This is a genomic window from Nocardia transvalensis NBRC 15921 (assembly GCF_000308875.1).
GTDB lineage: Bacteria > Actinomycetota > Actinomycetes > Mycobacteriales > Mycobacteriaceae > Nocardia > Nocardia transvalensis.
In genome coordinates this window covers 54,442-74,590 of record NZ_BAGL01000044.1, presented here as the reverse complement: position 1 = coordinate 74,590, position 20,149 = coordinate 54,442, and the positions used below count along the sequence as shown (strand labels likewise).

Here is a 20,149-nt window from a genome sequence, read left to right as displayed (position 1 = left end):
AGCCGTCCGAACCACCACGGCCCGAACCGAAACCACCACGCGAGCCATCCGAACCACCACGGCCCGAACCGAAACCACCACGCGAGCCATCCGAACCACCACGGCCCGAACCGAAACCACCACGCGAGCCATCCGAACCACCACGGCCCGAACCGAAACCACCACGCGGCCCATCCGAACCACCACGGCCCGAACCGTAACCACCACGCGAGCCGTCCGAACCGCCGCGGCTGGAACCGAAACCGCCGCCCTGCCGGTCGGAGCCGCGGCCGGACCCGAAGCTGCCACGCTGGCCGTCGGAACCGCCGCGGCCGGAACCGAATCCGCTTCGCGAGCCGGTGGAACCACCGCGCCCGGAACCGTAGCCGCCGCGATCACTATCGGAACCGCCACGGCCGGAATCGAATCCGCCGCGACCGCCTTGGGCGGGACGCCCGCGTCCCGTGCCGTAGCCGCCGCGATCGTCGGAGCCGTAGCCACCCCGGCCCCGGCTCTCCGAACCACGTCCGCCGTACCCGCTGTCCTTGCCGCGCCCAGCGTAGCCGCCGCGCCCGTCCGAACCGCGACCGCTGTCGCCACCACGTCCGCCGTAACCGCCGCGACCCTCGCCGCCACGTCCGCTGTCCCCGCCACGACCCGCGTATCCGCCGCGACCGCTGTCCCCACCACGCCCGGCGTAACCGCCGCGGCCGCTGTCCCCGCCACGACCCGCGTAACCGCCGCGACCGTCCGAACCGCGGCCGTTGTCTCCACCGCGGCTGTCCCCGCCGCGACCTCCGTAGCCGCCACGGCCCTCGGAGCCTCGGCCGCCGTAGCCGCCTTCCGCATAGCCGCCCTTGCCGCCCTCGCGGGGGGCGCGGCCACGGGGTGGCTCGGCGCTACGTTTTCTACGATCCGGTGTGCCATCTCGGCGAGCGGGTGTGTTCACGGTGTCCTGTCAATCCTCGGAGCCGAGGTCGATATCGGCCTCGGCGGGTTTCTTCAGCCTGGCGTACCGCGGATCGGTCTCCAGGCTCTCGTTGATCTCGTCGATCAGGTCGACGCCCGGTAGCAGGGGCGCCAGCGACGGCAGTTCCGTCAGCGACGCGAGACCGATCCGTTCGAGGAACAGCTCGGTCGTGACGTACAGGGTGCCGTTGGTCTCCGGATCGTTCCCGGTCTCGGCGATGAGCCCGCGCGCCACCAGGGTGCGGATGACACCGTCGACGTTCACTCCACGCACGGCGCTGACCCGTGCTCGCGTAACCGGTTGACGATAGGCGATCACCGCCAGAGTTTCCAAAGCGGCCCTGGTCAGCTTGGAGCGCGCCCCGTCGAGCAGCATGCGCTCGACATAGGGCGCGTAGTCGGTCCGCGTGTAGAACCGCCACCCGTCACCGACGAAACGCAGGTCGATCCCGCTCCCCCGCGCCGTCAGCTCCGCCGACATCTCCCGCAGCGTCTCCTCGACCCGCCGCGTGCTGTCTCCCACCGCCGAGGCCAGCAGGTCGACCGGCGCGGGAGCGTCGACGATCAGCAGCATGGCCTCCAGCGCCGACCGGAATTCGTCGTCGTCCAGCGGTTTCGCCGGATATTGCTCGTCGGCGTCCTCGGCATCGTCGCCGGGCTCCCCCGCATCGGCCGCGGCGTCGGCATCCCCTTCGACAGCCTCGCCGGTAGGCCCCTCCGTGTGATCGCCCTCGGCCGCTCCGGTGTCGGCAATACCACCCCGAGCGGCCGCGACGAGTTCCGCCACGATATCGGTGGCGGACTGTTTGCCTTCCGGCTTGTCGGCCTCGCCGCCGTCGGGGTCGATGCCCTCGGTGTCGGCCTTCGTCATCCGTAATCCTCGTCGATTGTGATCACCTGGGGTGGCTGGTCCTCCAGCTCGCCGAGCCAGCTGACCGCCAGCGGGCCCAGCGGGTCGGGCTGGTCGAATTCGATCGTCTTGCCCCGATACAGCTCCAGCAGGGCCAGGAACCGGGCGACGATCTGGACCGGAACGTCGCAATCGGCACACAGCTCGCGGAACGTCGTCCACTCGCCCGCCCCGCGGTTCTTCAGCATCTCCAGCACGAACGCGGCCTGTTCGGCGACGGAGATGGCGTGGGAGTGCAGATGGTCCAGCCCCACCTTCGGCACCGGCCGCGGCCGGAACGCCGCCGCGGCGACCTCCGCGAAGCCGGCGGCGTCGACTCCCAGGGTAACCTCCGGCAGCAGGTCCAGAAACCGCTCCTCGAGCGAGACCGCCCGCGGATACCGGCGCAGCGCCGCCTGCTCCAACTCGCCGAGCAGCTCCGCGACCTGCTTGAACGCCCGATACTGCAGCAGCCGCGCGAACAACAGGTCGCGAGCCTCCAGCAGTTCGAGATCGTCCTCGTCGGTGACCTCACCGGACGGCAGCAACCGCGCCGCCTTCAGATCCAGCAGCGTGGCGGCCACCACCAGGAATTCGGTGGTCTGGTCGAGAATCTTGTCCGCGCGCAGCGTGGGATCGGCGTCCAGGCTCGCGGTCAGCACCTTGGTATACGCGATGAATTCGTCGGTGACCTGGTGCAACGCCACCTCGGTCACATCCAGCCGGCGTTGACTGATCAACTGCAGCAGCAGGTCGAACGGTCCCTCGAAATTACTCAGCCGCAGGTGAAATCCGGTCGATCTGTCCGAATTGTCCGGTGCGGCAATCTCGTCGGTCGTCGCGGTCACCGGCCCGACCGGTAGATGACTTCCCGTGCCATAGCCCGATACGCTTCCGCGCCACCGGATTTCGGCGCCCAGGTGGTGATCGGCTCACCGGCGACGCTGGCATCCGGGAACCGGACCGTCCGATTGATCACGGTGTAGTACACCAGATCCCCGAACACCTCCACCACCCGGGACATCACCTGCCGCGAGTGCAACAATCGCGCGTCGAACATGGTGACCACGATGCCGGACAGGCTCAGCCGCGGATTCAACCGGTCCCGCACCTTCTCCACGGTGTCGGTGAGCAGCGCCAGCCCGCGCAGCGAGAAGTATTCGCACTCCATGGGGATTATCACGCCGTCCGCGCAGGCCAGCGCGTTGACGGTGAGCAGGCCCAGCGACGGCTGGCAGTCGATGAGGATGTAGTCGTAGCTCCCCTTCAGGGAGGCGAGCGCGCGGCCCAGCGTCTGCTCCCGGCCGACCTCGTTGACCAGCTGTATCTCCGCCGCCGACAGGTCGATATTGCTGGGCAGCAGGTCCATGTTGTCGACCTTGGTCTTCATCAGCACATCGCTCGCGGTCGCGCGGCCGCCGACGAGCAGGTTGTGCACGGTGAGGTCGAGGTCGTGATGGGCGACGCCGAGACCGGCCGATAAGGCGCCCTGCGGATCCAGGTCGACCAGCAGCACGCGGCGCCCGTATTCGGCGAGGGCTGCGCCGAGATTGATGGTGGAGGTCGTCTTGCCGACGCCGCCCTTCTGATTGCACATGGCGACGATCAGGGCATCGCCCTCGCCGGTCACCGGCGGGGGTTCCGGAATCTCACGCAGGGGGCGTCCGGTCGGTCCCAGTTCCGTGCCGTCCGCCACGATGTCGTTCGCCTCCCATAGTGTTTGGGCCGCCTGCTCTATCCGCGTACCCGGCCGGGTCTGTGAAAGCGGTTCTGCCGCAGCGCTGATCGGCGGCTCGGCCGCGTCGGCTGTCGTCATATCCGCTGCTCCTTCAATTTTCTGCCCGACGCCCTCCCGGACGGTGCGGGAAGTCCCATCCCACGCCACCCAGGGTCGCATCAGGACCCCCATAGACGCTACCGCCTCGGAGCGCAAGACCCGCGCTCGGACACGCTCTGTGAACATGACCGCGGACACGCCAGGACGTCGGACCCGACCCGTGAGTGCCGTACCGCCGTCAACAGTAACCGCGAGACCGGGCGGCCCCCGGCCGATTCCGGGACACGATCAGGGCGAGACCTCGGGGGTGACGACCCAGTCCGCGATGTCGTCGTCGATCTCGGCCGCCGGCGCGACCGCCCGGATCGGGAATCCGTGCGGCACGGCGGGATCGGCCTTGCCCGCGGCCTCGTCCGTGAGCAGATCCCACCGGAAGCGCAGGTCGGTGACCGCGAGGGCCGCCAGGTTGCGGGTGAATTCGCCCAGATCCTCCGCGTCGCGGCGGGAGGTGGTGAGCAGCCGGAAGTCGGTGTTCGACTCCGGATCCCGCGACCGGGCCGTGAACAGGTTCTCCTGCACGGCCAGCGCGAGCATCGGGTTGTCGGCCAATTCGATAAAGGTGTCGGCACTGGTGGCCGCGGCCATGGTGGCCCGGTCGAAACGGACCCGGTTGCGCAGGTTCAGGAACCAGAATTCGGCCTGCGGCAGGCCCTGCGGGACGCGGCCGCCGATGGTCGCGGCGAACAGCGGGATCTCCGATTCGGCGAACGTGTGCTCGTAGAGATGCGCGCGGACGCCCTCGGCGGCGAGGCGCCGGAACGGGGCGACCAGATCGGTGTGCGCCGGATAGTCGACGCGGATCTCCCGGGCGAATCGTCCGCTCTCACGGACCGACTCGATGATCTCGAGGACCGCGGGCCGCTCGCCGGAGATCGCCACGATGTGCGGCGAGTTGACCACCGACAACTTCAGCCAGCCGACGTGGCGGGCGATGAGCGCCTCGCATTCGTCGAAGTCCACGCCGAGCACGGCCATGGTGTACCCGCGCGGCGCGTTCGCGGCGATGAGATCGGCGCGGACCTTCGTCGCCACCAGCGCGTCGCGGACCGTCGACATCCCGCAGATCGCGGCGGCCGCCAGTTCGCCCTGGCTGTGCCCGATCGTCACGGCCGGTTCGACGCCCGCCGCGAGCCACATGGCGGCCAACCCCAGCGTGTGCATGAACAGCGCGGGCTGGAGCACACCGATCTCGTCGGTGTACTGATCGTCGTCCACCAGCAGGTAGTGCAGCGGTTCGGGCGCCGCGCACTCGTCGCCCAGGATGACGGCGCATTCGTCGATCCGCGCCCGATAGGCCGCCGAGCGGTCGTAGAAGAGTTTGCCCATTCCCGGCCGCTGGCTGCCCTGCCCCGGAAAGACGAAGCCGACGCGCTCCGCGGTGGCCGGCCGTTCGCCGCGCACCAGCGCCGGATCCGGTTCGCCGGACACCATCGCGTCCAGCGCCCGCCGCAGGTCCTCGGGTCCGGAGACCATCGCGAGGGCGCGGTAGGAGCGCACGGTGCGGGTGCGGAGCAGGGCCGTCGCGATCTGGTCGACACCGGTCGTGGGATGTCCGTCGAGATATTCGCGCACCGCGGACGCCTCGCGCACCAGCAGGTCGGGGGTCTCGGCGGACAGGACGACGGGAATCCGCCCGTCCGGCAGCCTGTAGCTGGAAATTGTTCGGCCTCCTGATCCGCGGCACTGCTCGTCCGAGACGACAATAGCCACCCGCTGGATCCGGCCGCCTACCGCGCTCGGGGGTGTGCGGTCGCCCACACCTCGTGCAATGTGTTCACGGTCACCAGTGTGTAGATCTGGGTGGTGGTGACCGAGGCGTGGCCGAGCAGTTCCTGCACCACCCGCACATCGGCGCCGCCGTCGAGCAGATGGGTCGCGAACGAGTGCCGCAGCGTGTGCGGCGAGACCGCCGCGCCGATTCCCGCGCGCTCGGCGGCGTCCTGCAACACCTGCCAGGCGCTCTGCCGCGACAGGCGGCCGCCCCGGGCATTGCGGAACAGCGCGGGATTTCCCTTGCCGCGCAACGACAGTGCGGGTCGGCCGCGCACGAGATAGGCGTCCAGCGCCGTCAGCGCCGGGCGGCCGATCGGGACCATGCGCTGTTTACCGCCCTTGCCGTGCAGCACCACCGCCCGCTCCTCGGCGTCGATGTCGTCGACGTCGAGCCCGACCACCTCGGAGATGCGCGCGCCGGTGGAGTACAGCAGTTCGAGCAGTGCGCGATCGCGCAGCCCGCGCGGGCCGCCGTCGGCCTGCCCGGTGCCGCCGGCCGCCTCCAGCAGTCGCGAAATCTGTTCGTAGGGAAGCGCTTTGGGTAGTCGCCGGGCCGGAGTGGGCGGTTTCACCGCGTGCGCGACATCGCCCGCGGTGATGCCCTCCGCCGCGGCGAACCGGTGCAGCCCGCGCACCGCGACCAGTCCCCGGGCGGCCGAGCTGGCGGCCAGCGGCGGATAGCCGTCGCCCCCGGCGCGCAGGGACACCACGAAATCGGCGATGTCGCCCTCGGCGACCCGGTCCAGTCCCTCGATCCCGCGCTGCGCCAGGAATTCCCGGTAGCGTTCCAGATCGCGCCGATAGGCACTGAAGGTGTTGCGCGCCGCTCCGCGCTCGACCGTCAGATGGTCGAGATACGCCTCGATCTGCCGCTGCAACACCCGCCGCTCCCTACCGCCGCGCCGCGCACCGGGACCGTGTCGCGCCCCGCGCGCTCGGCCTCCCGGTCCACCTCACGACATTCACGGGTCACATCATGGCAGCCACACCCCGCAATCCGCAGAGCGAAACACGCGACCACCCCCACAGGGCGGGGCACGCAGCGCAGAGCACGACATCAGCCGCGGGCACGACAACAGCAGCAGGGCACGACATCAGCCGCAGGCACCACAACAGCGCAGGGCACGACAACAGCCGCGGGCACCACAACAGCGCAGGGCACCACAACAGCGCAGGGCACGACAACAGCAGCAGGGCACGAGATCAGCGGCAGGGCACGGGTTCGGCGCGGTTCACAGGCTGAGGGCGGCCCGTAGTCGGGTGTCCAGCGCGTCCATCTCCTCCGCGCTCAGCTCCCCGGCCAGTTCGGCCAGCCAGACTCGGTAGACGCGGTGGAACTCGAGGGCGTCGGCCCAACCGTGGCAGGTGTGGATGGTCAGTACATGGCCGGGGTCGTCGGCGGCGAAGGGCACGACGTGCAGCCAGCGGTAGGGCGAGGTGATCACCGCGGGATCGGAGACCACCACCACGGTGGTGCGTCGTGGCGCCGGTGTGCCATCGGGCAGGACCGGTGCGTACCGCCAGACCTCACCGCGCCTCATACGGCCCCGCGCGCCCGCGCGGGTGCCCGGAGATCCAGGATGGCCGTCACCGGGCTCGCCTTGCGCATACCCTCATGCATACCAGAGCCGCGCGGCGCCAGGAACCCGTCGGCAACTCGGGATGTGTGGGATTCGGAATGCATGAGTCGCATGCTGTTTGGCCACACCCCGGGGCACCACCCGGTTTCGTTACCCGGCGTCACCCGCCGCCCGTTCACGCTCCTTGCGCTCGAGGAACGCGGTCGGCATACCCGGCCAGGGGGCGTCGGCGGGACGCGTCGGGATCTCGCGGGCGCGCGCCGTGGACAGCGCCAGCACACCGGCCACCGCCGTCGCGTTGACGATCTCGCCGGAGAGGGCGGCGCGCACCGCGTCGTCCAGCGACATACGCACGATCCGCAGGTCCGCCTCCTCGAATTCCGGTTCGGGACGGTCGGTTTCGTACAGGCCGGTGGCCAGGTAGATGCGCAACGATTCGTCCGTGAACCCGGGCGACAGCGCGACGTCCACCAGCACCGACCACTCCCGCGCGGCGAGCCCGGTCTCCTCGGCCAGTTCGCGCCGGGCGGCCTGCAGCGGATCCTCGCCGTACTGGTCGAGCAGGCCCGCGGGCAGTTCGAGCAGCCGGCGGCCGAGGGGGTGGCGGTACTGGTCGATCAGGATGACGTTGCCGTCGTCGTCGAGCGCCGCGACGGCGACCGCGCCGTGATGCTCGATCACCTCGCGCTCGACGACCCGCCCGCCGGGCATGGCCACCTGGTCCAGCCGCAGCGCCAGGATCGCGCCCGAGTACACGACGCTGCTGGAGACGGTCTCGAAATCGTGACTGCCGGGAGCGTTGGTCACCGGGCGACCCGCTCCTCTTCACCGACGGTGATCTCACCCTCGATATCGACCGGAAGCCGTTCGGCCGCCTTGTATTTCAGCGCCGCGTTGACCAGACCGGCGAACAGCGGATGCGGCCGGGTGGGCCGGCTCTTCAGCTCCGGATGCGCCTGGGTGGCGACGAAGTACGGGTGCACGTCGGTGGGCAGTTCGACGAATTCCACCAGGCGCCCGTCCGGGGAGGTGCCGCTGAACCGCAGGCCGCTCTGGGCGATCTTGTCGCGGTAGGCGTTGTTGACCTCGTAGCGGTGCCGGTGCCGCTCGGACACCTCGGTGGCGCCGTAGGCGCGCGCGACCACGGAATCCTCGTCCAGCACCGCCGGGTAGGCGCCGAGCCGCATGGTGCCGCCCAGGTCGGCCTCGCCGGCCACGGCCTGCTTCTGGTCGGCCATGGTCGAGATCACCGGATGTTCGGTATCGGGCTCGAATTCGGCCGAGTTCGCGTCCGTGATGCCGACCGACCGGGCCGCCTCGATCACCACGCACTGCAATCCCAGGCACAGGCCCAGCAGCGGGATGCCGCGGGTGCGGGCGTAGCGAATGGCGCCGACCTTGCCCTCGATGCCGCGGATACCGAATCCGCCCGGGATGAGGACCGCGTCGGCGTCGTGCAGATGCTGCTGGGCGCCCGCCGGGGTCTCGCACTCGTCGGACTGCACCCAGCGGATATTGACCTTGGCCTTGGCGGCGAATCCACCCGCGCGCAGCGCCTCGGTCACCGACAGGTACGCGTCGGGCAGGTCGACGTATTTGCCCACCAGTGCGACGGTCACCTCCTCGCGCGGGTTGTGCACCCGATCGAGCAGGTCGCCCCACACCGTCCAGTCCACGTCGCGGAACGGCAGGCCCAGCTTGCGCACCACGTAGGCGTCCAGGCCCTCGCGGTGCAGGACGCGCGGGATGTCGTAGATCGACGGCGCGTCGGGGGTGGAGATGCAGGCGTCGACGTCGACGTCGCACATCAGCGCGATCTTGTTCTTCAGCGGCTGGGGCACGTCCCGGTCGCAGCGCAGGATCAGCGCGTCGGGCTGGATACCGATATTGCGTAGCGCGGCAACGGAATGCTGGGTCGGCTTGGTCTTCAGCTCGCCCGAGGGCGCCAGGTACGGCACCAGCGTGACGTGCAGGAAGAAGACGTTCTCGCGGCCCACCTCGTGCCGGATCTGCCGGGCCGCCTCGAGGAACGGCTGCGATTCGATATCGCCGACGGTGCCGCCGATCTCGGTGATCACCACGTCCGGGACGTGGCCGTAGAGGTCCGGGCCGACGGTGGCGAGGATCCGGTTCTTGAGCTCGTCGGTGATGTGCGGGATCACCTGGACGGTGTCGCCGAGGTATTCGCCCCGGCGTTCCTTGGCGATCACCGTCGAATACACCTGGCCGGTGGTGACATTCGAGTCGCCGGAGAGGTTCCGGTCGAGGAAGCGCTCGTAGTGGCCGACGTCGAGGTCGGTCTCGGCGCCGTCCTCGGTCACGAACACCTCACCGTGCTGGAAGGGGTTCATGGTGCCGGGATCGACGTTCAGGTAGGGATCGAGCTTCTGCATCGTCACGCGCAAACCTCGCGCGGTGAGCAGCTGCCCGAGGCTGGAGGCGGTAAGTCCCTTCCCCAGCGAGGACGCGACACCGCCGCTCACGAAGATGAGCTTGGTAGCCGTCTGATGCGGAGAGAGCGCCGGAATCCGTGATTGACCCACGGGACTTCACGCTAACACGAAATTCCGTTGCGAATCGAACGCCACGCGAGGTAGCCACATGATGGCTGGACTTTCGGTGTCACATCCGTCTCATCCGGCGCTGCCGGCACATCAGTCCCGGATCAGCCGGTCGGGGCCGCCGCGGCGAGTTCGTCGACGCTCCCCGACATGATGGTCCGGATGTGTGCCGTGACACGGTCGAGCGACCAGTCCCACCACGCGATGGCCAGCAGCCGCTCGATATCGGCGTCGTCGTACCGCCGCCGGATCACCCGAGCCGGATTGCCGCCCGCGATGGCGTAGTCGGGAATGTCGTCCACCACGACCGACCCCGACGCCACGATCGCCCCGTGCCCGATCCGCACCCCCGGCATCACGAGCACCCCGAACCCGAGCCACACATCGTTCCCGACCACCGTGTCTCCCCGCCCCGGCAGCCCCTGGATGAGATCGAAATGCTCGCCCCACGAACCTCCCATGATCGGGAACGGAAACGTCGAGGGCCCATCCATCCGATGATTGGCCCCGTTCATGATGAACCGCACCCCCTCCCCCAGCGCGCAATACTTCCCGATGACCAATTTCTCCGGCCCGTAGTGATACAGCACATTGCGCGTCTCGAACGCGGTCGGATCATCCGGATCGTCGTAATACGAGAACTCCCCCACCTCGATCAACGGCGAGGTGACCAACGGCTTCAACAACACCACCCGCTCCTGCCCGGGCATCGGATGCAACACGGTCGGATCGGCAGGCACAGGAGGCACAGCGGCTCACTCTCGTCGGCGGCCGTCCATCATGGCAAACCACCAGAGCGCGACACAATCGAATACCCGCGCCGCCCCACCGCCGGAACCAGAGCCGAGTTCAACCGTCCGCACTCTCCTGCTCGACGCGCTTCCGAATCGACTCGACCGTCCGATCCTTCGGGTCCGGGTCGCCCGCGACGGCGGAAGTACTGAACGCCTACGCCCACAGGGCGGACATTCCCAACGACCTGTGGATTTCGCTGTTGAACGATGCCGTGGAGCGGGTAGACATCATCGGGTACGCCTATCCGTTCGTCTTCGAATTGCTGCCGAACGCCGCCGATTTCATCGCCTCGAAGTGCCGGAGCGGCGCCCAGGTTCGTCTCGCATTCGCCGACCCGGATTCCGACCACGTCACCGAGCGCGACGCTCTCGAACAGATGCACGGAACGCTGCCGGGTCGGATTCGTAATGCGCTCAGCATGCTCGGCCCGCTGGTCGGCATCCCGGGTGCATGATCGGGCTGCACACCACTCACCTGTACAACGCGGTATTTCGGTTCGACGATCAGATGATCGTCACTCCCTACCTCGTGCGCGCCCGCGGCTATCAGCATCCGGCACTACATCTGCGGCGGCTGTCCCAGCACGGCATCTTCGAGTCGTACGCCGATCAGACCGAGCAGGTCTGGGAAACGGTCACTCTCTACTCGCAAGGAGTTGGTTCGGTTGAGCGCACGGCGTGACTACTACCGTGATCCGACTGCGCCGAAGGCGAACAGCCTGGTTCCGGGTGGGTCCGCATTGGTGGTCGACGGTCAGGGGGCGATTCTGATGCAGCGGCGGCGGGACTCGGGGAATTGGGCGCTTCCGGGTGGGGTCATGGAGGTGGGGGAAACTCTCGAGCAGTGTGTCGTCCGGGAGACCAAAGAAGAATCCGGATTGGATATCGAGATCACGGGTCTTCTCGGTATCTACACCGATCCCGCGCATGTCATCGAGTATGCGGACGGCGAGGTGAGGCGAGAATTCAACGTCACGTACCTCGGCCGGGTCTGTGGCGGACAGCTCGCGATCAGCGACGAAAGCACGGAGGTTCGGTTCGTCCGTCCCGACGAACTCTCGGACCTCCCTGTTCACGAAACCATCCGGCTCCGGCTGCGTCACCATGCCGAAAGGCGGGACCAGCCTTATCTCGGGTAGATCCGTTTCGCTGCCATCGAAGAAACAAGCGAATCCGCAGGTCGGAGTACTTCCCTCAGCGAGGTGAGGCGGCGACGGTGAGGGAGTTGGCCTTGGTGCCGGTGCCGTATCGGCCTGTGACGCCGCCGAGTTGCTCGCTGAGGCCGAGAGCTGTTGTCACGCGGCCGATTTCGTGATCGACGTTGTCAACGGTGGTTACGGCGGAACCGAGTTGGGAGTCGCCGCGGACTACCGCGATGGGGCCCGCGCCCTCGGCGGCGCCGGCGCGGCCTGCCAGGACGACCGCGGCGCTGTGTGCTTTGAGGCCGCCGGCGAAACGGGCGATGATCGAGCCCTGGTTGTTCTCCTCGGCGTGGGCACCGTCGCCCGTCACCACGACGGCCAGTTGGGCGGGGTGGGCGTCGGCGGTCAGGAAGCCGCCGTCGCGCAGGGTGTCCAGGATCAGGGAGCGCTCCTGATCGGTGGCGCGCGGCTGGCCGGTGGCGGGGTCGGTGAGCATCGCCAGGCCCAAGAGGTCGCCGGCCAGGCTGCCCTGGTCGACGGCGCCGGTCTGCAACTGGGCGCCGGCCGGAATCATGTTCGTGACGGCCGTGCGCAGCCGGTCGCCCTGCGCGGAATCCGCGAACGGGGCCGCCAATGCGATCTTTCCGGTGACCACCGCACCGGCCGTGGTCAATGCCTTGGTGGCGGCCTCGGTATCCGCCTCGTCGGCGTCGGGGGTGGTGAACACCAGCACCGTCCGGTCTGCCAGAGTGCCGCCGAGTAATTGTCCCGACGATCGCGCGATGAACGCGTCCGCGGCGTTCAGCTGATCGGTCAGCTTGCCGTTCTCCGACGTCAGCTCGCCGGTGCGCCCGTCGTCGCGCTGCGCGTGCAGCGGGCCCCCGCAGAAGGTCTGCGCGCCCAGCACCAGCCCGATCGCGAGGGCCAGGAAGATCGCCGCGATCGAAACGGCATGCTGACGGAGCGAAATCACGTGTCCCCCTCTATCGTTTTCTCGCCATTAAGTCCCGTGCCCAGGCCTCGCCGTGCTGCCAGGTGTCGCGCACCCAGTCGAACACCTCGCCGCCCGCGTGCTGCGAGGCCAGCAGCGCCACGATCAGCGCCACGAGCGCGGCCAGCACCACCAGCGCGGCCGCCCAGCCCGACGTGCGGTGCCGGTACAGGGTCGCGACGGCCTTGGCGTCCATCAGCTTCGATCCGGTCTTGAGCCGGGTCAGGAACGTCGCCGGATTCGATTCGCGTCGGCTGCGATCGAAGAAGTCGTCCAGCGAGGCCGCCGCACCGCAGGTCACGATCAGCGAGGCGTTGTGATGGTCGGCCAGCAGCAGCGCCAGATCCGTCGCCGACCCGGACGACGGGAAGGTGGTGGCGCCGATACCGAGATCCTGGATGCGCTCGAGACCCTTGGCATGCCCATCGGTATCGGCAGGCAGGATGACCTCGGCCCCGGACTTCAGAGTGGTCGCGGTGATCTCCTCCGGATCGCCGACGATCAGATCGGGCCGGTATCCGCAGCGCGTCAGCGTATCGGCCCCGCGACCCACGCCGACCAGGATCGGCGCGTACTCCTTGATGAACGGCTTGAGCGATTTGAGGTCGTCGCGATGATCGGGACCGTCGGCGACCACGACCACATGCCGCTTGCTCATCGACAGTTGCAGTTCCGGGACGCCCAGGCCATCGATCAGCAGGGCGCTCTCGGAGCGGATGAACTCGATCGTATTGCCCGCGAACGCCTCCAGATGGTCGGCCAGGCCGTTGCGGGCCGAGATCATCCGCTCGGCGATCGCCGCGTCGGTGAGTTCGAGGCCCTCCACCAGCGCCTCCGGGACCTTCTTGGTCATCCGGTCGGCATAGACAACGCCCTCGTCGACCCGGACCTTGACGCCGTCCTTGATCTTGGTGAAGATATCGGTCGACACGGCGTCCAGCAGCAGAATTCCGTTGGCCACCAGCACTTCCGGGCCCAGGTTCGGATACCGTCCGGAAATCGACGGCGAGGCGTTCACCACCGCCGACACTCCCGCCTCGACGAGCCGGTCGGCGGTGAGCCGATCCAGATCCATCTCGTCCAGCACCACGACGTCGCCCGGTCCGACTCGTTTGAGCAGACGCCGGGTGTTGCGGTCGACCCGAGCTATCCCGGATACACCGGGTAGCGTTTCGGTGCTTCTCGACAGCAGCGCCAGCATCTTCATGACTTCCGATGATGGGGCCGAACTCTCAACCCATGGTGGAGGCGCGCCGATTTCCGCCACCGGATTCGTCACTGTGATGCGGGCGAATATGCTGAGCCCCACCCTTCGAAGGAGAGACAAGGCATGGCCAGCACCACCATCGAGACCGTCGTCCCCGCACCGCGCGCGGATGTCTACAAGATGTTCGCCGAGCGCGACAGCCTCAACGGCTACCTGCCGGTCAAGTTCACGCTCAAGCAGCCCGGCTCCCCCGACGCGGCCGGTGTCGGCGCCCGCTACCACGTCGGCATCGCCGGAGTCGGCGTCACCGAGGAGACCACCGAACTGGTCCCCGACGAGCGCATCGAATACAAGATCGTCGCCGGCGCCCCCGTCCGCAGCCACGTCGGCACCATCACCTTCGCCGACGCCCCCGGCGGCACCCTGGTCACCTACCGCATGGACTCCGACCCGAAGGTCCCCGTCCCCGCCAAACTCACCGAACTCTTCCTGAAGAGCCTCATCAGCCCCTTCCTCAGCGCCGCCAAGAAGGCCGCCGCCAAGTAGGGAAACTCAGCCCGCTGCCGGGGTCGTGTCCTTCTCGGCGCGGGCTGTTTCCAGGAGTTCCTCGGCGTGGGCTCGGCCGGTTTCGGTGTCGTCGAGGCCGGCGAGCATGCGGGCGAGTTCCTTGACTCGTTCGTCGGTGGTGAGGGCGTGGACGCCGCTGTTGACGCCCTTGCCGTCGTCCACCTTGTCGACGACCAGGTGGGTGTCGGCGAAGGCGGCGACCTGCGGGAGGTGGGTCACCACGATGACCTGGTGGGTGCGGGCCAGGCGGGCGAGGCGGCGGCCGATCTCGACCGCGGCCCGGCCGCCGACCCCGGCGTCGACCTCGTCGAAGACCATGGTGCTGCCGTGTTCGGAACTGGCCAGCACCACCTCGAGCGCCAGCATGACGCGCGACAGCTCACCGCCGGAGGCACTCTTGCTCAGCGGCAGCGACTGCGCCCCCGAATGCGCCGACAGCCGGAACTCCACCTCGTCCACGCCCGCGGACCCGGCGTGTAAATCCTTGCCGTCCACCGTGATCGGGGCCGAATCCTGCGCGGCGGCCGCGAGCGGGCGCACCACGACCTCCAGTTTCGCGCGACCCATCGCCAGGCCGGACAGTTCGGCGCTCACCGCGGACGCCAGCTTCTTGGCGGCCTTGGTCCGGGCGGCGGTCAGCTTCTTCGCCGTCTCGCGCACCCCCTCGGCGGCCGTCTCGACCTCTTTCGCCAGCGCCGCGAGGGCCTCGTCGGAGACGTCGAGCGAGTCCAGCCGGCCGCGCGCGTCGTCGGCCCACGCGATGACGCCATCGATGTCGGGCGCGTATTTCCGGGTCAGCGTCTTCAATTCGGCCTGCCGGTTCAGCAGCGAATCCAGCGCGCCCGGATCCGAGGGCAGATCCGACAGATAGGTGCTCAGCTCCGTGGTCACGTCGACCACGACCGAGATCGCCTCGCCCAGCCGCGGCGCGAGGTCCGCCAGGGCGCGGTCCTCCGCCGAGTCCAGGCGGGCCCGCGCGGCGCCCAGCAGATCCATCACGCCGGACCCGTTCCCCGCGGAATCCTCCGGACCGGCCAGCGCCTCGTGCGCCGCGGTCGCGGTCTCGCGCAGCGAATCCAGATCCGACAGCCGCCGCACATCGGCCACGATGCGCTCGTCCTCGCCGGGTTCCGGTGCGATAGCGTCGATCTCGTCGAGCGAGTACTTCAACCGATCGGCCTCCAGGGCCAGTTCGCGGCTGCGGGCGGTGCGCTCGCGCAGTTCGTCACGCGCCTGCAACCAGGTGCGGCGGGCCAGCTGGTACTTGCGCAGCAGCCCGTCCATCGAGGGTCCCGCGAACTGGTCGAGCGCCCGCAGCTGCTGTTCGGGACGCTGCAGCCGCAGCTGGTCGTTCTGGCCGTGCACGGTCAGCAGCGGCGCGGTGAAATCGCCCAGCACCGCCGCCGGGACGCCGCGCCCGCCCAGGTGCGCCCGCGAGCGCCCGTCACTGCCGACGGTCCGCACGGCGATGACGCTGCCGTCGTCGTCGCGTTGCGCCCCCGCCGATTCCAGCACCTTCTCGACCTCGTCGCGGGCGCTGTCGTGCACCTCGTCGACGGTGAACCGGCCCTCCACCACGGCCCGCGACGCGCCCTGACGCACCCGCCCGGCATCGGCGCGCGCGCCGCCGAGCAGGTGCAGACTCGTCACCACCATGGTCTTGCCGGCGCCGGTCTCACCGGTCAGACATGTCAGCCCCGCGTGGAATTGCGCTGTCGCGGTGGATATGACGCCCAGGCCGTCAATCCTGATCTCTGTCAGCACTCGTGCTCTCCTCCGCGCCCGATCGCTCGGACGATCGGCCTCGCCAGCCTGTCACGGGCAGTTGGAACTTGCGCACCATCCGGTCGGCGAAGGGTGCGGAATCCAGCCGCACCCAGCGCACCGGTTCGGTCCCGCGCACCGCCTCGAACCGCGCGCCCTTGGGCAGGGCCACGGTGCGGCGGCCGTCCAGGAAAATTATCGCATCGTGGCCCGTCGCAACGGTTTCCACCGCGATGCGCGAATCCGGGCTGGTCACCAGGGGGCGCGCGAACAAGGCGTGGGCGTTGCTCGGGATCACCAGCAGCGCCTCGAGCTCCGGCCACACCACCGGGCCGCCCGCGGAGAACGCGTACGCGGTGGATCCGGTCGGGGTCGCGATCAGCACCCCGTCGCAGCCGAATTGAGAGACGGGGCGGCCGTCGACCTCCAGCACCACCTCCAGCACGCCCATCCGGGCGGCGTTCTCGATGCTGGCCTCGTTGAGAGCCCATCCGCGTTCCACCACCACATCATCGACCCGCACACTGACATCTATCGTCATCCGCTGTTCGATGCGGTAGTCGCCGTGCACGACCTGGGCGAGCGCGTCGTCCAGGTGCTCGGCCTCGGCCTCGGTGAGAAATCCGATGCGGCCCAGGTTGATTCCCAGCACCGGCACCCGGGCGGGGCGGGCCATCTCGGCGGCGCGCAGGAAGGTGCCGTCGCCGCCGAGCGCCAGCACCATCTCGCAGCCGACGGCCGCCTCGGGGCCGTGGGTGACGACCTGCACCGGATCTCCGTCCGGTTCGCCGGTCTCGTCGCAGTCGAGCCTGGTGCTGTAGGCCTCGTCCTCCAGCAGACGCAGGCCGATTCCCGCGTCCGCGAAGATCTTCGCCACCCGGTGGGCGGTATCGGTCAGTTCCGGCCGGCCGGGATGGGCGACGAGCAGGATCTCCCGTTTCACTGTGGTCCCTCCTCGACCGCCCGCCGCACGAGCGACGCGACATCCGTCTCCGGCTCGGTCGCGACATCAACCTCCGGCTGCACGGACTCCTTGCGCAACCACAGGAAGTACTCGACATTCCCGGACGGACCGGGCAGCGGGCTCGCCGTCACGCCCCGGGTGCGCAGGCCCAGGCCGGCGGCCGTGGCGGCGACCTCGCGCACCGCCTCCGCCCGCAATTCCGGATCCCGCACCACGCCGCCGGAGCCTACCCGCTGTTTGCCGACCTCGAACTGCGGTTTGACCATGGGCAGCAAGTCGGCGCCCGGCGCGGCGCACTCGGCCAGCGCGGGCAGGACCAGGCCGAGCGAGATGAACGACAGATCGGCGACCACAAGATCGACGGTCCCGCCGATCGCCTCCGGCGTCAATGCCCGCACGTTGGTGCGATCGTGCACGCGCACCCGGTCGTCGGTGCGCAGCCGCCACACCAGCTGGCCGTAGCCGACGTCGACGGCCACCACCTCCCGCGCGCCCCGCGCGAGCAGGACGTCGGTGAATCCGCCGGTCGACGCGCCGGCGTCCAGGCAGCGAGCCCCGTCGACCGACAGCTCGAACGACTCCAGCGCGCCCAGCAGCTTGTGCGCGCCGCGCGAGGCCCACTGGACCTCGTCGGGCTCCTCGCGCACCAGCAGCGGGGTGCCGGTTTCCACGGCCGTCGCCGGTTTCGACGCGACCGCACCGTTGATGAGGACGCGGCCCGCGCCGATCAGCTCGACCGCGTGCTCCCGCGACCGCGCCAATCCGCGGCGAACCAGTTCGGCGTCCACCCGCGCGCGCCTGGCCAACTCAGATCTTGTCCACCGTCGCCAGGGCCTGGACCAGCACTTCGTGCGCCTGTTCCAGGATGCGGGCGCGCCGCGTGATATCGGTGCCCGCGCTCGCCGAGGTCGGCAGGCTGGCCGCGAGACCCTCCCCGGCCGAACCGCGCCCTCCCGCAGCCAGTTCCGCCAGCAGGGCATCGATCTCCGTGCGCACCCGCTCCGGATCGGCGAACTCGGCGGTATTCGCCCCCGCGAGATGCTGACCGGGCAGCGGCGCCCCCGGCCGGGGCCCGTCGGACCCGGTTTCCTGCGGACGAGACATGGGGCTAGTCATGGTGCCGACAACGCTACCCGAGTCCCCATTCGAACACACGTACTGACCGGCCCTCGGGGCGAACTTCACTCTGTTTCGACGGAACTACGACGTACCAACGGCGCTACTACGCCGGGAGTGGTGCCGGTCGCCGCCGCGCCGCCGCTGTCTCCCGTGATCCACGGGGGCGCCGGCGGATCTCCGGATCGGCCTGGAAAGCCAGGACCGGGCGAGTCGCGACCGCGCCTGCCGTTGCCGCCGTTGGCGTTTCAGCGGCCGGCATCGGCTCGCTATTCGCTGCGGCCGGTCGATTCTCACGGCTGTGTGATGGATCGTGCATTGCTGGAGTCTCAGGGGTTCCGTCCCGGGGACCGGTTGGAGTGGCGGATCGGTGACGCATCGCGCTGCTGACTCCCGGTGCCGGAGGGAAAGCCATGATCAACCGCAACGGGCGGTTGCCCGCGAGTACGCCGGCCACGCCCCAGGTTCAGGCACCGTGACCGACGTCTACCACCAAGCCTGGATCTGGCCACTGATCGTCGAAGGAACCATGACCCAAGCCACCATCGCCTTGATCTCCCTCGCGCGTCCCCACCACACCAACAACGCGCTCACGCTCTCCACCGTGGACTCGATAGCGACCGAGCATCAAGCCCGGCGCAGATCGTCCTCGCGTTCCACCATCCGACACGCGTGAGAGGACTCGCCTATGAACAGCGGCAGTTATCCACCTGCCTCCGCTGGACAACAGCAGCGTGACGAGTTCGATGGGTGCAACCATCGCAACACCGGGTATCAGCAGAGACGCGCCAGGCCCATCCGCGTAGTCGGGTCGCACAGACGACGCCCTCGAACCCGGGCGCGCCGAGCGCTTCGCAGGCGTAGCGGGCACCTGCGCGCCACGAACTGGATGAACAATTTCGTCATTTATCGGCAGACTGGTTTGTCCGAGTACTCGGTGGAAGCGCGCGCTTGACGGGCGGCGTTGCCGCTGGTGCGTGCTCTCCTCATGACCTGTGCTCCATCTCGCGTCGTGGCCGGGGGTAGACATCGGCGGCCGCTTTCGATGTCGCGGGCGAGGTCACTGTAGGCGATCTCGAGTTCCGCGAGGTGTGTCCATTCGGCGTGCATGAGTGTTCCGGCGGGGTCGTCGGTCATCAGTATGTGGAACGCCCGCGCAGCGGCCGATGCGATGTGGTCGATGGTCTGTCCGAGCGTTTCGGTATGCACACGGGCACCGCACGCAGGCGCCGGTAGATGACTGGCCGCCCAGTCGTCGATGCTCACGATCAGAGTTGCGCGGTGGTGTGCGAGGTCCGGCCGCAGGCCAGCACGCATCCGGCGATGCACGTCGGCGAGTTCGTGTGCCAGGTGGCACAGCGCCCCGCAGACGTGCTGGCCGTGCATCGCGCAGAGCAGCTCGCTAGCGCTCGGCAGCTCCGCGGCCATGGCCGTACCGTTGCCGGAGCGCCAGGAGAACATGATTGCCTATTCCGTATCCGAAGCTGTCACAACGGGTTTCGTGTCCCGGGTGTCACAGCGGGGAGGTGAGTTCGAGGTGGATTCCGTCGGGATCGGTGAAGGACAGGATCGCGATGCCGAATTGGTCCATGTCGGTGACCTCACCATGGTGGATGCCCGCGTCGTCGAGCCGGGCGGCGGCGCGGAACAATTCGTCCTTCGAGGGGACGGAGAAGCTGAGATGGTCGAGCCCGACGCGTTCGGAGTCGAATCGGTCGGTGGCCGGTGCGACCGGCCGTAGACCCAGGAGCATCCCGTTGGCTTGGAACACGCACCCCCCGTACAACCGGTAGGGGTCGGTGCGGACAACGGGATCGGCTGGGCTGCCCGGTGATTCGGCGACAACCTCGAATCCCAGTACATCCTGATAGAAGGCCCGGGACCGTTCGATGTCGGTCACGGTCAGGCGCACGTGGTGTGTACCGGTGGTTGCGAGGATCGGCATATCGACTCCGGAAGGGCGGAAGGGACGACTGCTGGACGAGTGCTCCGACCACCCCCGCCGGAGTAGGTCGC

22 protein-coding genes and 1 pseudogene are annotated in these 20,149 nt (G+C 68.9%); 5 read left to right on the top strand and 18 right to left on the bottom strand.

Features of this window, described 5'->3' with window-relative positions; translation table 11 throughout:
• From ON41_RS42685 to ON41_RS13725, 10 genes and pseudogenes are all read right to left on the bottom strand, one after another.
• Positions 1–828: pseudogene (locus ON41_RS42685) on the bottom strand (hypothetical protein); the annotation flags it as partial.
• A gap of 109 nt (positions 829–937) precedes the next feature.
• Entirely contained in the window at positions 938–1,558 is a 621-nt protein-coding gene (gene scpB / locus ON41_RS13765; RefSeq protein ID WP_051161407.1) for an SMC-Scp complex subunit ScpB, read from the bottom strand.
• A 257-nt stretch (positions 1,559–1,815) separates the two neighbouring features.
• Positions 1,816–2,685, bottom strand: coding sequence for a segregation and condensation protein A (locus ON41_RS13760; RefSeq protein ID WP_051161404.1), 870 nt, complete (start codon positions 2,683–2,685; stop codon positions 1,816–1,818).
• Positions 2,682–3,653 (bottom strand): ParA family protein, encoded by a 972-nt coding sequence (locus ON41_RS13755; RefSeq protein ID WP_083905336.1) that lies wholly within the window; start codon positions 3,651–3,653, stop codon positions 2,682–2,684. The genes ON41_RS13760 and ON41_RS13755 overlap by 4 nt, the downstream gene beginning before the upstream one ends.
• A 249-nt stretch (positions 3,654–3,902) precedes the next feature.
• Positions 3,903–5,384, bottom strand: coding sequence for an acyltransferase domain-containing protein (locus tag ON41_RS13750; protein ID WP_157185461.1), 1,482 nt, complete (start codon positions 5,382–5,384; stop codon positions 3,903–3,905).
• A 17-nt stretch (positions 5,385–5,401) separates the two neighbouring features.
• A complete protein-coding gene (gene xerD, locus ON41_RS13745) occupies positions 5,402–6,328 on the bottom strand; it encodes a site-specific tyrosine recombinase XerD (protein WP_085995670.1) in 927 nt (308 codons plus the stop codon).
• A 351-nt stretch (positions 6,329–6,679) separates the two neighbouring features.
• Entirely contained in the window at positions 6,680–6,988 is a 309-nt protein-coding gene (locus ON41_RS13740; protein ID WP_040747979.1) for a hypothetical protein, read from the bottom strand.
• A gap of 189 nt (positions 6,989–7,177) precedes the next feature.
• Positions 7,178–7,834 (bottom strand): NUDIX domain-containing protein, encoded by a 657-nt coding sequence (locus ON41_RS13735; protein WP_040747978.1) that lies wholly within the window; start codon positions 7,832–7,834, stop codon positions 7,178–7,180.
• Positions 7,831–9,570, bottom strand: coding sequence for a CTP synthase (gene pyrG, locus ON41_RS13730; RefSeq protein ID WP_040747977.1), 1,740 nt, complete (start codon positions 9,568–9,570; stop codon positions 7,831–7,833). Before pyrG ends, ON41_RS13735 begins: the two co-directional genes overlap by 4 nt.
• Before the next feature lie 122 nt (positions 9,571–9,692).
• Positions 9,693–10,298, bottom strand: coding sequence for a CatB-related O-acetyltransferase (locus tag ON41_RS13725; RefSeq protein ID WP_063709876.1), 606 nt, complete (start codon positions 10,296–10,298; stop codon positions 9,693–9,695).
• Positions 10,299–10,582: 284 nt separating this feature from the next.
• Between ON41_RS13725 and ON41_RS42680 the strand changes: the two genes are divergently transcribed.
• The 3 genes from ON41_RS42680 to ON41_RS13715 are packed head-to-tail and all read left to right on the top strand — an operon-like array spanning position 10,583 to position 11,521.
• The gene (locus tag ON41_RS42680; RefSeq protein ID WP_218003445.1) at positions 10,583–10,837 is read left to right on the top strand and encodes a hypothetical protein; all 255 of its coding nucleotides are present in this window, start codon (positions 10,583–10,585) and stop codon (positions 10,835–10,837) included.
• On the top strand, positions 10,834–11,064 hold the full coding sequence (locus tag ON41_RS42675) for a hypothetical protein (RefSeq protein WP_051161398.1): 231 nt from the start codon (positions 10,834–10,836) through the stop codon (positions 11,062–11,064). Before ON41_RS42680 ends, ON41_RS42675 begins: the two co-directional genes overlap by 4 nt.
• Complete coding sequence (locus ON41_RS13715) at positions 11,048–11,521, top strand: NUDIX domain-containing protein (RefSeq protein WP_040747975.1); 474 nt, start codon at positions 11,048–11,050, stop codon at positions 11,519–11,521. Before ON41_RS42675 ends, ON41_RS13715 begins: the two co-directional genes overlap by 17 nt.
• A 55-nt stretch (positions 11,522–11,576) precedes the next feature.
• Here the strand turns inward: ON41_RS13715 and ON41_RS13710 are convergent, their stop codons facing one another.
• Both ON41_RS13710 and steA read right to left on the bottom strand, forming a co-directional pair.
• On the bottom strand, positions 11,577–12,497 hold the full coding sequence (locus tag ON41_RS13710; protein WP_040747974.1) for a copper transporter: 921 nt from the start codon (positions 12,495–12,497) through the stop codon (positions 11,577–11,579).
• A 10-nt stretch (positions 12,498–12,507) separates the two neighbouring features.
• Positions 12,508–13,722, bottom strand: a complete 1,215-nt coding sequence (gene steA, locus ON41_RS13705) for a putative cytokinetic ring protein SteA (protein WP_040747973.1) — start codon at positions 13,720–13,722, stop codon at positions 12,508–12,510.
• A 123-nt stretch (positions 13,723–13,845) separates the two neighbouring features.
• Between steA and ON41_RS13700 the strand changes: the two genes are divergently transcribed.
• Positions 13,846–14,268 (top strand): SRPBCC family protein, encoded by a 423-nt coding sequence (locus tag ON41_RS13700; RefSeq protein WP_040747972.1) that lies wholly within the window; start codon positions 13,846–13,848, stop codon positions 14,266–14,268.
• A gap of 6 nt (positions 14,269–14,274) precedes the next feature.
• Here ON41_RS13700 and recN read toward each other — a convergent pair whose 3' ends face one another.
• The 4 genes from recN to ON41_RS42270 are packed head-to-tail and all read right to left on the bottom strand — an operon-like array spanning position 14,275 to position 18,121.
• Complete coding sequence (recN, locus tag ON41_RS13695; RefSeq protein ID WP_040747971.1) at positions 14,275–16,053, bottom strand: DNA repair protein RecN; 1,779 nt, start codon at positions 16,051–16,053, stop codon at positions 14,275–14,277.
• Positions 16,031–16,996, bottom strand: coding sequence for an NAD kinase (locus ON41_RS13690; protein ID WP_040748002.1), 966 nt, complete (start codon positions 16,994–16,996; stop codon positions 16,031–16,033). Before ON41_RS13690 ends, recN begins: the two co-directional genes overlap by 23 nt.
• Positions 16,993–17,823: a TlyA family RNA methyltransferase gene (locus ON41_RS13685; protein ID WP_040747970.1), complete on the bottom strand. Its 831-nt coding sequence runs from the start codon at positions 17,821–17,823 to the stop codon at positions 16,993–16,995. The genes ON41_RS13690 and ON41_RS13685 overlap by 4 nt, the downstream gene beginning before the upstream one ends.
• A gap of 1 nt (position 17,824) precedes the next feature.
• On the bottom strand, positions 17,825–18,121 hold the full coding sequence (locus ON41_RS42270) for a hypothetical protein (protein ID WP_246461684.1): 297 nt from the start codon (positions 18,119–18,121) through the stop codon (positions 17,825–17,827).
• Between the two features lie 487 nt (positions 18,122–18,608).
• Here ON41_RS42270 and ON41_RS41575 point away from each other — a divergent pair, with 487 nt between their 5' ends.
• The gene (locus ON41_RS41575; protein WP_157185460.1) at positions 18,609–18,809 is read left to right on the top strand and encodes a hypothetical protein; all 201 of its coding nucleotides are present in this window, start codon (positions 18,609–18,611) and stop codon (positions 18,807–18,809) included.
• A gap of 230 nt (positions 18,810–19,039) precedes the next feature.
• Here ON41_RS41575 and ON41_RS13675 read toward each other — a convergent pair whose 3' ends face one another.
• Both ON41_RS13675 and ON41_RS13670 read right to left on the bottom strand, forming a co-directional pair.
• Entirely contained in the window at positions 19,040–19,561 is a 522-nt protein-coding gene (locus tag ON41_RS13675; RefSeq protein WP_157185459.1) for a DUF4254 domain-containing protein, read from the bottom strand.
• An 85-nt stretch (positions 19,562–19,646) separates the two neighbouring features.
• Entirely contained in the window at positions 19,647–20,078 is a 432-nt protein-coding gene (locus tag ON41_RS13670; protein WP_040747969.1) for a VOC family protein, read from the bottom strand.
• Positions 20,079–20,149: the final 71 nt, after the last annotated feature.